Source organism: Paenibacillus camelliae (genome assembly GCF_023715345.1).
Classification (GTDB): Bacteria; Bacillota; Bacilli; order Paenibacillales; family Paenibacillaceae; genus Pristimantibacillus; species Pristimantibacillus camelliae.
In genome coordinates this window covers 24,085-38,423 of record NZ_JAMBNY010000006.1, presented here as the reverse complement: position 1 = coordinate 38,423, position 14,339 = coordinate 24,085, and the positions used below count along the sequence as shown (strand labels likewise).

At 41.7% G+C, this 14,339-nt stretch carries 11 protein-coding genes and 1 riboswitch; of the genes, 3 read left to right on the top strand and 8 right to left on the bottom strand.

Annotated elements, in window-relative coordinates; genetic code table 11:
• Window positions 1–10 precede the first annotated feature (10 nt).
• The 3 genes from M3180_RS12025 to M3180_RS12015 form a co-directional block, all read right to left on the bottom strand.
• Entirely contained in the window at window positions 11–2,959 is a 2,949-nt protein-coding gene (locus M3180_RS12025; RefSeq protein WP_251667715.1) for a DEAD/DEAH box helicase, read from the bottom strand.
• Between the two features lie 276 nt (window positions 2,960–3,235).
• Window positions 3,236–4,219, bottom strand: a complete 984-nt coding sequence (locus tag M3180_RS12020; protein ID WP_251667714.1) for a dimethylarginine dimethylaminohydrolase family protein — start codon at window positions 4,217–4,219, stop codon at window positions 3,236–3,238.
• A gap of 127 nt (window positions 4,220–4,346) precedes the next feature.
• Entirely contained in the window at window positions 4,347–5,798 is a 1,452-nt protein-coding gene (locus tag M3180_RS12015; RefSeq protein ID WP_251667713.1) for an amino acid permease, read from the bottom strand.
• A 156-nt stretch (window positions 5,799–5,954) separates the two neighbouring features.
• A riboswitch (Lysine riboswitch) is annotated at window positions 5,955–6,134 on the bottom strand.
• A gap of 538 nt (window positions 6,135–6,672) precedes the next feature.
• Here M3180_RS12015 and M3180_RS12010 point away from each other — a divergent pair.
• Together M3180_RS12010 and M3180_RS12005 are read left to right on the top strand one after the other, a co-directional pair.
• The gene (locus M3180_RS12010) at window positions 6,673–7,260 is read left to right on the top strand and encodes a TetR/AcrR family transcriptional regulator (protein WP_251667712.1); all 588 of its coding nucleotides are present in this window, start codon (window positions 6,673–6,675) and stop codon (window positions 7,258–7,260) included.
• Between the two features lies 1 nt (window position 7,261).
• Complete coding sequence (locus M3180_RS12005) at window positions 7,262–8,050, top strand: CPBP family intramembrane glutamic endopeptidase (RefSeq protein ID WP_251667711.1); 789 nt, start codon at window positions 7,262–7,264, stop codon at window positions 8,048–8,050.
• Between the two features lie 208 nt (window positions 8,051–8,258).
• On the opposite strand, the gene rlmD is transcribed toward M3180_RS12005, so the two are convergent.
• The 4 genes from rlmD to pepV all read right to left on the bottom strand — a co-directional run bounded on the left by rlmD (window position 8,259) and on the right by pepV (window position 13,565).
• Window positions 8,259–9,995, bottom strand: a complete 1,737-nt coding sequence (rlmD, locus tag M3180_RS12000; protein WP_251667710.1) for a 23S rRNA (uracil(1939)-C(5))-methyltransferase RlmD — start codon at window positions 9,993–9,995, stop codon at window positions 8,259–8,261.
• A gap of 102 nt (window positions 9,996–10,097) precedes the next feature.
• Window positions 10,098–11,339 (bottom strand): MFS transporter, encoded by a 1,242-nt coding sequence (locus tag M3180_RS11995; RefSeq protein WP_251667709.1) that lies wholly within the window; start codon window positions 11,337–11,339, stop codon window positions 10,098–10,100.
• Window positions 11,340–11,419: 80 nt separating this feature from the next.
• Window positions 11,420–11,896, bottom strand: coding sequence for a MarR family winged helix-turn-helix transcriptional regulator (locus M3180_RS11990; protein WP_251667708.1), 477 nt, complete (start codon window positions 11,894–11,896; stop codon window positions 11,420–11,422).
• A gap of 244 nt (window positions 11,897–12,140) precedes the next feature.
• Window positions 12,141–13,565, bottom strand: a complete 1,425-nt coding sequence (pepV, locus tag M3180_RS11985; RefSeq protein WP_251667707.1) for a dipeptidase PepV — start codon at window positions 13,563–13,565, stop codon at window positions 12,141–12,143.
• A gap of 126 nt (window positions 13,566–13,691) precedes the next feature.
• Between pepV and M3180_RS11980 the strand changes: the two genes are divergently transcribed.
• Window positions 13,692–13,994 carry a hypothetical protein gene (locus M3180_RS11980; RefSeq protein ID WP_251667706.1) on the top strand — a complete coding sequence of 101 codons (303 nt, stop codon included), beginning with the start codon at window positions 13,692–13,694 and terminating at the stop codon, window positions 13,992–13,994.
• Window positions 13,995–14,106: 112 nt separating this feature from the next.
• On the opposite strand, the gene M3180_RS11975 is transcribed toward M3180_RS11980, so the two are convergent.
• Window positions 14,107–14,331, bottom strand: a complete 225-nt coding sequence (locus tag M3180_RS11975; protein WP_251667705.1) for a hypothetical protein — start codon at window positions 14,329–14,331, stop codon at window positions 14,107–14,109.
• Window positions 14,332–14,339: the final 8 nt, after the last annotated feature.

Sequence of the window (14,339 nt, the reverse complement as noted above, 5' to 3'; positions counted from 1 at the left end):
ATTTACATCACTATAATTGAGATTTACTAACAATATCTTTAAGCAATCCACTGGCGCTGCTTTTTGTATCTTTCAAACAAGCGAGATCTCCAAAGACGAAGAAATGGTCCTTTGCTCTGGATACTGCAACATTCATTAGACTTTTATTAGCATCTATGAAGAAACATCCTTCTTGATTTCCATACACTGTCGAGAGTATGATAATATTTCTTTCTGCCCCTTGAAACGTATGTACAGTACCAACGCTGATCTTTGAATAATTGATTGACCTCTGTTTTCTCAGCTCTGACTTTATGCATTCCACCTGTGCCTTAAACGGTGTGATAATTCCAACTAGATTATCTTGTGGGTCATCCGGGTAGGCATTTGAGATAAGTTGGAAATTATTATTCAACCACTCAGCAATTTTTTCCGCTTCTAAGCGATTCATTCTACTACTGCCTATTCTACTGGAATATTGCGTATCAATTTGCTTGAAACCCATTTGTGGCCAATGCTTTATAGCACGCTTTTCATCATCTCTCCCCATTCCCCTCATTGGTCGGAGATTCCCCTTATACACCAATTGATTGCAATATTCAATGATCTCATCATAGCAACGACGGTGCTCGCTAAGAAAGAGACCCTTCTCGCCATATTTAGTATATTTACAGCTCTTGGCAGCTGCCTTCATTACGCTGGAGTTGGAGGTGTTTAATCCACTCTGCTCCAGCAATTCAAATTGATCTAAGGATGGTATGGCTCTATTAGAATAAGCCAATGCCTTGTCCAATGCTTTGTTTATACTCCATACCGGCTCTATCTGATAGACATCACCAACGACGACAGATTTTTTGGCGAGAGCAAACGCTCCTGCAGCAATTTCGGGTGATACTTGCCCAGCTTCGTCTACAATGAGTAAATCAATATAATTATAGAGAAAAAAGTTTTTTTGATCTCCGTAAGCGAGAAACTGCTTAGGCAGCATATAGAATGTCATAACCAAACAAGGGGTTATCATGCTGAGCCTGTTATAAAACTTTTCCAACACATTTACAAAGTTCTTGCCCTTCTGCTTCTCCGACAGCTCATCCTCTCCATTAACCCATCTGCACTCGTAATAATGAACGGCAAGCCAAAAGGAGATATATCTATGCTTCTTATCTAGCAAATTGTTTAGGTAGTTCAGTTCAATCTGATACCTTTCATCCTTTTCTCCATGTAAATAAATCTTATGTTGCTCTAGCGTTTCCAATTCACTATCATATCGACTTTTGAGGTTCTCAATCGCGGATTTCTTCTGTTTAAATTCAGTAATTGCTTTGTTGGACTCAGCATGTAGCTGGCTGTATTTTTCTATTATTTCATCATAAGTCATATATTCATTCAGAAAGCTCTGCTCTTCGTCGTTCATACACAAACGAAACTCAGTTTGTATCTTTCTTTCGAATTTTTTAATAAACCTGAGTAATTTGACATAGAAGGGTATCTTCTTATAGCAGTTTTGCCAATCGTTAATTCTTTGGCTAATTTTCGTGATTAATGCTTGCTCTCGATCGATTTCAACTAATAATTGCGCAAGGCTCTTATCGAGTGTTTGACCACCCAGATTATATTGAGATGCTTCATCAGCAATTGAAAGCAGTGTGTCCTTGCTTCTTTCAATGAACATCAACTCCTCATGCAGTTTGTCCTGACAAGCAAGTATACTATTAAACCTGCTACCAAAATATTCATTACATGAGGCGATCAACTTGATCTTCGAATTTTCAATATTATCTTTATCTTCTATGTCAGAGACAAAAAATTCTCCTTTTTGATTTGTGTACTGATATCCTCTGCTCCGAGCTTCTTTTATCTTCGAAGCAGAAGGAAAATATGTAGCAAAGCTGTTTACTCCCTCAATCCATCTCTCTTCCAAATTAGACATGCCTACTCTCTTGATATTTCCGAAAGAGGCAATGATATTGGTTACCGCTTGATTATTCGTTGAAGAAGCCACAATAAGCGGAGCCTTTTCCTTATTTATTGCTCTTTTAACATACATATCTGCTACTATCGTTTGAAGCAATGTCGTTTTCCCTGTACCAGGAGGACCATTAACCGCAAGGATTTCTCCATCACCCATAGCATTAAAATGATTGACGGACTCTCTTTGAGATGGAGACAGCGGATACTCTCCATTCATCTGACCCAAATGAGTCCGCATGGTCACGAAATCATTCTCTATAAGCGGCATTACAGCTGGCATTTGATTAGATAGAAAATTAGCATAAAGTGCTTTTGGCTGATCATCTTTCTGCAAATGGTTATACAAATTCATAATATGAAAGGTAGAATTAACGGTTTTGTCCAGGAACAGAAACATATTATTCTCTAATTCAAAAAACTCTCCTGACTCATCCTTATTTCGAATCGTAGATTGATCAAACGGAGAACCTGTAACGGCTTCATATAATTTTGTAAAAAAGGCAGTATAATCGAGCCACGATTTAATCCTTTTCATTTGATCTATATGATTACTCATAAAGCGATCAACATTATCTGAATCCCCGATTGCTAGTTTTGGATCAACCATAGGAATCAAATAATCTCTGGGGAACCAGGGAAGTTTGTTCTCACCTTCACTAAACAAAAGTAAGCCTTCTTCATTAAGAACGGCCGGAATATAATATATGCCAGTCAACTCATCCAACTCATGCTGTATTCTCTCGTTTGCTTCAAAAATCGTTTTTATCGTTTTAGCACAGATTATTACATTAACTGCGGACTTTTTCTTAGCTAAATTCTCATCGTCAAAAGCATGTTTATTGGCTTCTGCAAAAATGTCCTTGCACGCTGATTGATTAATCCTACCGCGCATTACTTCATTTGGGCTAAGGATGGAAAAATAGTCGGCCTTGAAATCAATGCCCATGTTGGCTTGCGCAGCCACAGCACTTCTAAAGTATCTTGTTATTTCGTTTACTTTATCGTTCATTTTTCTCCCTTTTCCTCATTCTAATCGAGCTAAACCACAACGGCTTGATTGCGAAATATTTGATCAAACTTTTTACTCTTCTTGTAATATTTTGTTATTACTAAATGTATTGTCGCATTCTCTGTTCCCAGTGTCCACCACTACGGAAATCGGATATGGGCAAAACCATTAGAATAAGCATCTAACTTTGGTTACACTGGGGCAGTGATGATTTGCTACAGAATAACTAAAACAAAAACCCACCAGCAATGGTGGGTTTAAATTCATAGAAAATGACTATTCGTAGTCTCGGAGCAAAGTCAGCGTTACGCAATGGATGCCTCCGCCTAGCTTGTATATCTCATCCACTTGTACGGGTATCGTCGTTATACCTTGTTGCTCTAAAAGTTTTATCGTACGAACTCCACTGCTGCTGATCACGACGCGACCAGGGGCAACCGTTAGTGCGTTGATCGTCAGCTCTGGGTCCTGCGGATCTACATGAATCAATTGTATGTCGCGTTTATGAAGCTCCTCCAAAAATCTAAAAGGCAGTAATGCTGTTTGAACAAGCGCTTTATTGTGGTCCACCATAAGAAAAGCCTCGTCCAGATGGATTATTGTTGATGGCAAATCGATTGAAATTAGTTCGATATTTTGAAGCGATAGAATATAACGAAGTTGTTCAACGCCCTCCGCATTAATACGTTCGGATAAGCCAACAATGGCAGTGGTGGAGTTCAGCATTGTGAAGCTTCCTCCCTCCATATACCCATTACCTTGTATCGTGCCAAGAATGGGCATACCTTGGCGAGTTATCGTTTGGGCCATCATAGGTGTCTCCCCATAACGGATATAAAGCGCTAGCCGGGTAAGTATGATTCCAGAAGGGATAACAATTCCTAAATCCCGTGTAAAAAGCCTCTCTGGCCAACCTTCAGAGTCTCCCTCCAAAGGAATAATCTCAATACCTTCCTTTATGAGTGCTTCTTGTAGACCATCAAACTGAGCCTGCAGCACTTCAAGATTAGGCTTTTCATTCTTTTGATCACTCTGCGGTGTTGTCCCAATAATCGATTCAATCAATACAGGTCCCGATTCAATATTCTGCGCTGAACCATGCAGCTGCATAATTTCTTGTCCTGGCCTATGCATGACTACCTTTCTAACTTTACTAATTGCGTCGGATACGCCCCATGCTTCTCCCCATATGTCTCGTAGTAGGTTTTTTTCATAAAAGTTTGAAGTTACTCGTTTACGGGATAAGTATTTTTTCTTCATCACGTGCCTCCTTTTCGTAGTACTCATTGTAACCAATTCACTTGCTCGGCAATCCAGCTGAGAGGTATAAGAAAAGCCAAAGCGTTAAACCGCTTTGGCTTTAATCATCGCATGTCTCCACTTCGTTCTAGTCAAATTTACATTCTTGAAGAGGAATGACTTTGGTCTTGTACACAAATTTATAGCCCAGCCATATAGCCAGGAATAACGGAATTCCGATATAGGAAACAAGCACGCCATACCAATCGATCGTTTCTCCAGTGAAAGCTTTAAAATTTTGGCCTATAATAACGACCATACATAATGCAAAGGCAAATAGTGGACCAAACGGGAACCATCTGGCTTTATAAGGAAAGTCATTTATATCCCGGCCTTGTGCAACATATGCCCTACGGAAGCGATAATGACTAATTGAGATGCCAAGCCAAGTAATAAATCCGCACATACCTGAAGCATTTAGCAACCACAAATATACTACCCCATCACCGAAGAAGGAAGCTAGAAACGCAAGCATGCCGATTGAAGTAGTAACTAGCAGCGCATTAATAGGAATACCGCGTTTATTTAATTTCTTCAGAAACTTAGGGGCCTTTCCTTCTTTGGCAAGCTCCCACAGTACACGTGTAGATGCATACATCCCCGAGTTTCCAGCAGACAGCACCGAAGTCAATATGACAGTATTCATAATTGCAGCTGCAAATGCGAATCCTGCCTTTTCAAAGACAAGGGTAAACGGACTAACTGCAATATTTTCAATGCCAGTTTGCATCAAGCTCGGATTGGTATATGGAATGATCATACCTATCACGAATATGGTGAAAATATAAAAAATGAGAATACGCCAAAATATTTGTTTTATTGCTTTCGGTACATTCTCCCTCGGGTTCTCACTTTCACCCGCTGCAACGCCGACAAGCTCAGTCCCTTGGAAAGAATAACCGGCTGCCATAAAGATACCAAGAAAGGCTAGGAAACCACCATGGAACGGTCCACCGTCTAGTGTGAAATTACTGAAGCCAGCTGGCTTCGAGCCGCCCATTATTCCAAATATCATCAGCACCCCAACAGCCAAGAAGATGATGACAACAGCAATCTTGATCAATGCAAACCAATATTCCGATTCACCATATCCTTTAACGGACAGTAAATTCAAACCAAAAATAATGGCAAGGAACAGTAAGCTCCATAGATAAGAAGGACTATCAGGAAACCAATATTTAATAATAAGCGTTGCTGCTGCAAGCTCCGAAGCTATTGTAATCGCCCAGTTAAACCAGAAATTCCAACCTAAGGCAAATCCCAAAGAAGGATCAACGAAGCGGCTCGCATACGTGTTAAAAGATCCCGCTTCTGGCATATAGGTTGCAAGCTCTCCCAAACTCGTCATTAGAAAATATACCATAATACCTACCGTTAAATAAGCGAGGAGAGCTCCCCCCGGACCAGCTTCTGCTATTGCACTGCCACTAGCAAGAAACAAGCCTGTGCCAATGGAGCCTCCAAGTGCAATCATGGTGAGATGACGAGCCTTGAGCCCACGTCTCAGCTGCTTTGGCTCAGTTGAATGGTTTGATGACATTAAAACACTCCTTAATCATGATGTCGACCCATTGTTCTGGAGTGTGAAACCAAGAAGAAACTTTTACACTTCCTTCAGAACATACATTTCTTACGGTCAAAAATAAAAAAAACGATCACAGAGGTGAACGTTTTATATCATTCCCATCTTATCTTCTTTGAAGATAGCTCATCACAAATCAGATTTGTGACAGTTCTGCGCCTTCCGGCAACAGTCCCAGCCCAATTGCCCAGAGCAGCAATCAAACTTCGGCGGTAGTTCCTTTCAACAAGCTTCAATGACGTTCTCTGCGTCTCCACTAATTTACTTCTAAAAACCGCGACCTCTACCTCACCGTTTGATATGATGAGGGCTGTATTCAATTTATTTTTACAACAACATTATAGCGAACAGTAAGAAGGTAAACAATGGTATATAAAGTATATTGACGCTATTGGCTTTAATCTCGCTTATATAAGGGGAATTATAGACAAATCCCTCCCTATCCGTATTGCATATCAAAAGCCCTCTCACAAAGGATTGGGCTTTTTGATATAGGTAAATGTGGCAGAGATATTATTTCTTTATAAGCGACACTACGCACTCCACATGTGTTGAGTTGATAGGGAGTACAGACGGCGTTAATTATGTGAATGGCATTTGCTCACTAAAAAAGCGACTAAGATAAAGCCGCTCCTTTATTTCATACTCAGGTCCTTCTTAGCTCTTTTTTGGGCATCCATTGCGAATAAATAGTTAGATATCGGATTTTTTTGATCATTCTGAAAGGGTAGATGAGTATTTTAATATTTACAAAATTTAGTAAATAGTCTACATTATTTTTGCTGACCAAAAATATACTTATAGTCAATAAAATAAAAAAGGAGCAATTTCAATGCCAAAAATCATCAGCGAACATGAACGAGCCAAAACAAAAAACGCAATTTTTGAAAACACAAAGAAACTTATTTGCACGAATAATGGAATTAAAAATATTACAGTCGATGATATCGCTAAATCTGTGGGTATGGGGAAAGGTTCATTTTACTCTTACTATAATTCTAAAGAGGAGTGTTTATACGATGTAATCAAGAAATGGGAAACAGCTTTGTTTGAGCAGTTTGAAACAATAATGAAGACGGAAATGATGCAACGTGAAAAAATCACAATGTTCATTAGGGAAAGGTATCTTTCTGAGGACAGTATTAGTAGATACGTTAGTCCAACAGATATGGACATCCTTTTACGAAAACTTCCCTCTGAATTTAGTGAAGCAGAAAATGAAAAATCGAAAAAAAATATGGAAGAAACCATGAAAATGTTCAATATTAATATCGTTCAAATGGAGGTATTGGGTGCATTATTGGATTGTGTTGGTAATCTAAATAACAATACATCTATTTCGATACAGGGAAAAACCGAAGCAATTGATAGACTTATTATAGCAATCGTGGACTATATAGAAGAAAGCGAGGGGAAATAGAATGAAGTCGAAAAATATCGCAATATCTTTTGTGGTCCTAACGATAGGAATCACTTGGATACTTTGGTGGGGAATTGTAATAGCAAATCAGTATGGATTCTTAACTTATGGAACACCTTTGATGCTGGTTCTCTATATGATTGGTGGAAATACAATACCGATTATCGCCATTATATTATTGCTCAAATTAAAGAAGATGACAGGAAAAGAACTGATCCACAAAATTTTTGGATTTAAACAACCTATACGTTTCTATATTTTTATTATACTAGCAGCTGTTATATCCTACGTAATACCTATTGTGATGGATACTTCAACAATTACAGCCCCTCTATATATTGCCCTGCTATCGCTTCCAATAATGATTGTAGGCGGTGGATTGGAGGAAGTTGGTTGGAGACTGATTTTGCAGCCCAATCTTGAAAAAAAGATGAACTTTACCTTTGCAACACTGCTAACGGGAGTTGTTTGGGCTATATGGCATTTACCCTTGTTTTTCATGAAAGGAACTAATCAATATACATGGAATTTTTTTGCGTTTGCCATAACAGTAATTGGTTTATCTTTTATACTGGCAGCTATCTACAAAATTAGTGGGAGTATCTGGCTTTGCATTCTGTTCCACTCAATCTGGAACGCTCTAGGCGAAAGTATAACGACGGAAAGTAATATGTTATCCTCTTTGGTCACAACTATTGTGGTGATAGCAGTTTCATATATTATAATATCATTGTCCATAAGAAACAGGACATTAGAAGCCGTGGCTATGATTAACCATCGGTTAAAATAGAATGACGAAATAAGCAATGAGAGAATAAGGTCAAGGAGTTGGGAATTCATGCTTCAATTGTAGAATCGACTTATCGATCAAATTGAAATTAAGGCAGACAGAAGCCCAATAATCTTTTATAGACTCTAGGCTCCTTCTGCTTGTTCTTTACTACTTACTATCAACGAATAGCACTCCACATATGAGGTCTACCTGTCCACTTATTTTCTCAAGCGAATCTGTCACTTCTTTTTCTTTCCATCAATATTACCACTTCAACATGCGCCGTCTGTGGGAACATATCGACAGGCTGTGCCCATTTAAGCTCGTAGCCGCCAGCGAGCAGCTCCTTGCAGTCCTTCGCAAGCGTGGACGGATTGCACGACACATAAACAAAGCGCTCAGGCTTTGCTTTAAGCACAGCTTGAATGAGCTCAGCATCAAGGCCTGTCCGTGGTGGGTCGACAACGATGACCTCAGGCTTAATACCTTGCGCTACCCACTCCGGCAGGAGGCGTTCCGCTTGCCCCTCATAGAACAGCGCATTGTCGATGCCGCTATACTGTGCATTCGCTCTTGCATCCTGTACTGCCTCAGCAATCACCTCGATACCGCGCACCTCGCGTGCCTCTGAAGCTAGCCATAGGCTAATCGTACCCGTTCCGCAATAAGCGTCGATCACAAGCTCATTGCCACTAAGCTCTGCTGCTTCCTTCACTGCCCCATACAGCTTAATCGTTTGCTCTGGATTCAGCTGGAAGAATGCGCGTGGAGACAGGGCAAATTGAATCGTACCAAGCTTCTCTGGTAGTCGTTCCTCTCCCCACAGGATCGTTGTCTTCGGTCCAAAAATAATCGAGCTTCGCTCTTTATGAACATTGTGCGCAATCGAGATCACTTGTGGCAGCTCTGAACGCATTCGATCTACCAGTCTACGCTGGTCAGGAATACGGTCAGTCGCCGTAACAAAGGTAACTTGAAGCTTTCCACTCGCTTTAGCTACGCGTACAACGATTGTTTTGATTACACCCTCGCGTGTACGTTCTTCATAGGGTGAGATATTAAGCTCCTTAATGATATGCTTGATTGATTTATATACGTCGTTAATAGATTGCTCCTGTACAGTACATTCACTAATATCAAACAGCTTATGTGTCCCTTGTGCATACAGTCCCGCTACAAGCTCGCCTCTTTGCCAGCCTAGCTGCAGCTGCGCCTTGTTGCGGTAATGCCAAGGATCCTCCATCCCGTATATCGGACGAAGCGGCAGCACGGTTATTCCTGTATATCGTTGAAATGCCTCGCGTACAATCTCTTCCTTGGCGCGAAGCTGTGCCTCATGCGTCATATGCTGCAGCTGACAGCCGCCGCATTGCTCATACACTGGACATGGCGGCTCCTGACGAGATGGCGATGCCTTCTCAATGCCCGTCAGCTTTGCCTGTAAATAGGAGCGTTCGACCTTCGTAACTTCTGCCTTTACGACTTCATCCGTTATTGCACCTTCGATAAAGACTGCTTTTCGCTTATAGTAGCCGACACCTTCTCCATTAATGCCGATTCGCTTAATCGTAACGACGATACGGTCACCTACTAATACATCTTCTGCTGATGCTTTGCTCACATGCTGCTTGTTCTTATAATGGCTGGATGCTCCCGGCTTACGGTTCGAGTTTCGATCCTGCTTGCCTAGACTGCTGCGCTTCTCATCGTTCATGGGGCGCTTATGCTCAGCATCCATCTGCCCCTCGTATCTTCTACCTTTATCCTCGCTCTGACGATTTTTGTGACTGCCACTACCGTTCCCGATGCTGCGTGACTTCATACGATTCTCACTGCTCTGCGAGCTTGCATGAGAAGGACGATCACCTCTATGTGTATTCGCGCTAGTATGGTTGTCACGACGATGCTCATGACGGTTAGCACTTCGCGGCTTCTTATTCATTGGGCCTGATTGCTGTTTCATCTCGATTCCTCTTTCATCCGTACTCTATAATAAAACGTCATAATATTGATTATAGCTTATTCTGTCCTCAGAGCCTACAAACGGATGAGCAATCCAAAGCGTTTAGCTTTTCTTACGCTTCCATACAAACCAGACGATAGCGAGCAGAAAAATAATCATAAAAATCGACGATAGACGATACATCATGTCATAGGAAGTGAAGGTGACAATTACGCCAAGCAGTATAGCACCGATTGAAACACCGACATCTGTAGAGTTGTAGAACATTCCATTCACATCTCCATACTCTTCCTTGCTTGCTGAGCGAAGCATCCATGCTTGCAGAGTTGGCTGGATCGATCCAAAGCCTATTCCATATAGCAGTGCAGATACAATTAACATTCCCATGTTTGTCGTATACGATAGTACCAGCATACTGGCCGTAACAAATATAGCGGATGGAATAAGAACGAGAATAGGTCCTCTGCGATCGAAAATTTTGCCGGCTATAGGTCTAACGAGAAGAATGGTTAACGCATTAAATAGAAAGAATAAGCCAACCTGTGGCAATCGCAGCTCTTCCCCATAGACAGCGATAAAGCTCAATAGGCCGCTATACGTAATAGAAAGCAGGGCGTTAAGCATCGCAGGAAAGTAATTAGAAAAACGCCAGATTGATCGTTTGGAGCTTTGCTCCTGCTGGTTTGCGGTTTTGACTTCGACTTTAGCCAGAGCTTCAGGCATTTGCTGTGTTCCTTTGTATTTTCGTGACCGAAGATAAGTACCTGATATATATAGCATCGGAAACATGCAGATAACTGCACCTGCACCAAGCGTTGCCAGTGTTGTAAAGCCAAATTCCTTCATGACGAGCATTCCTGTAGCAGGCCCAATGGACATCGCTAAGCTCGTCGACAATCCGAAATAGCCGATTCCTTCCCCCATCCGTTTTGGCGGAATAATTTGCGATACGAGTGTTGGAATAACCGTACTTCCTATACCAAAGCCAATGCCATATAAAGCCCGAATAAGCAGTAACGGCATTATCGTGCTAGGCAGAGAGGCCAGCTCAGTGGAAGCAGCTGCTATCAATAAACCGACCGTCAATACTTGATCCTTGGACCATCGCTTTATCCATCTTCCAGTCATTAGACGTGCGATGATAGCCGTAACAGCAAACATGCTTGTTGCCAAGCTTACATGTATATCTTCACCAGATAGGTTCCCTTTTATATGCATAGAAAAGGTAGATAATAGCATTTGCAGGTTCAAAAATAAAAGGAACGAAGCAAGTGTTAAAGTAACAAACTGCTTCGTCCATAAGGCTGGCTTCTGCTGAGCCATTTCTTGTGTTTCTCCATTCATGTTGTTCGTTCACTCCTGTTGTATGTTTGTATGACTTTTGTTAAAGAATGCCTAGTATCTCAGCTAAAGCAGCCGATTCTCTAATCATCAGATCTTTTCGCTCTAAAATGATCGTTAACCTTTATTAAAATATAGTTAAGCTGATCATGCCCCTCTTCACCTAAGCAGCGCTTCATCTCTTCATCAATGCTCTGCTCGATTGAATGCGTCTCAGCTATAATTTTCCGTCCATGCTCCGTACTGAAGATGCGATAAGAGCGGCGGTCAGATGGATCGGCTTCTCTAACGATGAATTCTTTACCTTCAAGCTGATGTAATATACGAGTGACCGTAGGCTTGTCCTTGAACGTTTGCTCCGCAATGTGCTTCTGAATCATACCTTCCTCGCTCACAATATGAAATAATACCGACCACTGCTCAGGTGTTATATCATATTCCTTTAATCGATGTTGAAGCAAAGCTACAACTCTTCGATGGGTAACACCAAGCAAAAATCCTGTAGACATTAACAATTGACCATCGCTCATCGTTTCACCGCTTTCCAAATTAGTTGTCATGACAATTATATACCTTTAAGATAAACTTCGCAACGTAGCAATAAAAGTAACATTTCTAAAAAGTAATGCAAACAGTAGTATCGTAAAAAGCTATATCGTAAACAGTTAAGAGTAAACATGTATCGCCATAGCAGCGAACCATACAAAAAAGGTGGAGCTTGGCTATTGCTCCACCTTTTCTTACATCACATCTGTCTTTATCTATCGTGTAGATAAGCAGCTTTGCTTTCGTCATATGAGCCTATTATTGCTGCTTATCTGCTCCACACAGCTCTACGATCACCTGTGCATAGATCTGGGCTGCTTTTAGCATATCATCGATAATAATAAACTCATCGTTGCTATGCATCCGTGTATCAATGCCTGGCATCGTTGGTCCGAACGCCACACCACCTTCAATATCATGAACGTACGTTCCTCCGCCAATGGCGATGCATTCACCCTTTAGACCAGTATACTGCTCATAGACTTGGAGCAGCGTTTGGACAAACGGTGAATCCGCTGGTGTATGATGTGGCTTCTCGAACCCGCCTCGCTCCAGTCGAATCCCATAGTCAGCAAGCTTCGGCTCCAATACATCGAATGTATTCGCCTCGGTCGCACATAGCGGTACTCGGCTGTCGAACATCCCCTTAAGCTGTCCATCGCTGCTATATTCAAAAATCGAGAAGTTCATCGTCAGCTTACCAGATTCTTTATCCTCCATCGCAAGTCCCGCTGCTTTCCCGTAATAATCCTGATGCGGGAAAATATCTGCTACACCACGCAGCATGCGATGTCCTTCCTCTTCACTTAACGGCAGCTTGCTAATAAGCGTTAGCAAGCCTGTAATAGCATTAATTGCTGTTTCCGGGGTCGAAGCATGACCGCCGACTCCGACTGCCTTAATATGAACTCTCTCCTTGCCTAGATCCTGCAATTCAAAGTTCACGCCAGTTTTCTCGGTCACTCGAAGTGCAATTTCACTTATATCGGGGAGCAGCATACCTTCAATCTCAGCGATTGCCTCAGGCGGCACAACGTTTACTTTATAGCCGCCGCTAACAGAAAGCACGCGTGGCAGCTTATCTGTCTTAGCAAAGCTTGCATCAAACGATGTACGAATTGCACCCTTTTCTATATTGATGACTGGGAATTCTGCATCAGGCGTAAACAGATATGGCGGTGTTTTTTCCTTCGTTAAATAATAATCAAGATCCTCCATACCGGACTCCTCATCGGTCCCGACGATCAGCTTCGTATTATAAGCAAGCGGGAATCCGAGATCCTTAACCGCAGCCAGTGCATACATTGCTGCGATGACAGGCCCCTTGTCATCACTTGTTCCGCGTCCGTACATCTTCCCATCTACAATCGTTCCTTCGTAAGGGTCGTAGCTCCAGTTCTTACCTTCGCCAACAACATCAACATGTCCGAGAATGCCTAGCTTTGTATCCTCTTCATTGATACTGATTGTACCGACATAATTGTCGATATTATTGGTTAGCAGGCCGAGCTCTTCCGCAATGATTAAAGTCTCCTTCAATGCTTCTGCAGGTCCTTCGCCAAACGGAATTCCTGCTTGCGCCTCTCCCTTTACACTGCGAATACGAACTAAACGGCGAATATGCTCTATAAATGCATCCTTATGCTCTGCAAAATACTGCTCGATCTGTTGTTTTTCCTTCATCATCAGCCCTCATTCTTATCAAATATCTTTCTTATCGTACCATATTTATAAGAAAATGATGCGTACCTGCTGGTAAATGATGTATATTAGAGCTATGTGATGCACGTAATAAGGAGGAATTTCAATATGGAGCATTGGCAAACGATTTTAGTCGTTAAAGGTGCAGCAGGAAAAATGACCTTATTTGCGAGAAAACAACAGCAGGAATGGGAATTTTGCTGTTCGTCGACTTCATCCACTTCCTCGACCTCAACGATCGGAGAGAGCGTCGTCCACAGCTTCCCTGAGGCGCTCGGATTGCTTGGATCGTCTTGGAAGTATCTGACTCCGGAATACATACATCCTGAATTTAAGCAGCAATGCTGGACTCATCTATCTAAGCAAAGCGGATTATTTGATAAAATCAATTGGCGAAAGGCATGTCTGTAAAGCAAGGCTCAATCAAAAAAGGGTACAAGCACCGCTAGGAGATTGAATTCTCCTAGCGTGCCTGTACCCTTCATTGCTTATATCATTTGTACCATGATGACAAGTCGTTAGACTACGCCATTACAGGAGCAGGTGTAGCTTGACTGACTAACCAGATTAATCGACTTCGCTGCTTGCTCGGCTCGAGATCGAAGAAGTCATAGTCTCGCCATATCTGACAAAGCACCTGCTTCGTAATCTCAATCGCAATCGAATCGCGTTGATGCAGCAGCATCGCCATCTGATACACGATAAGCTCATATTGTACTAACCTTTCCTTGCATCGAGCAGTTGCCAAGCTGCATT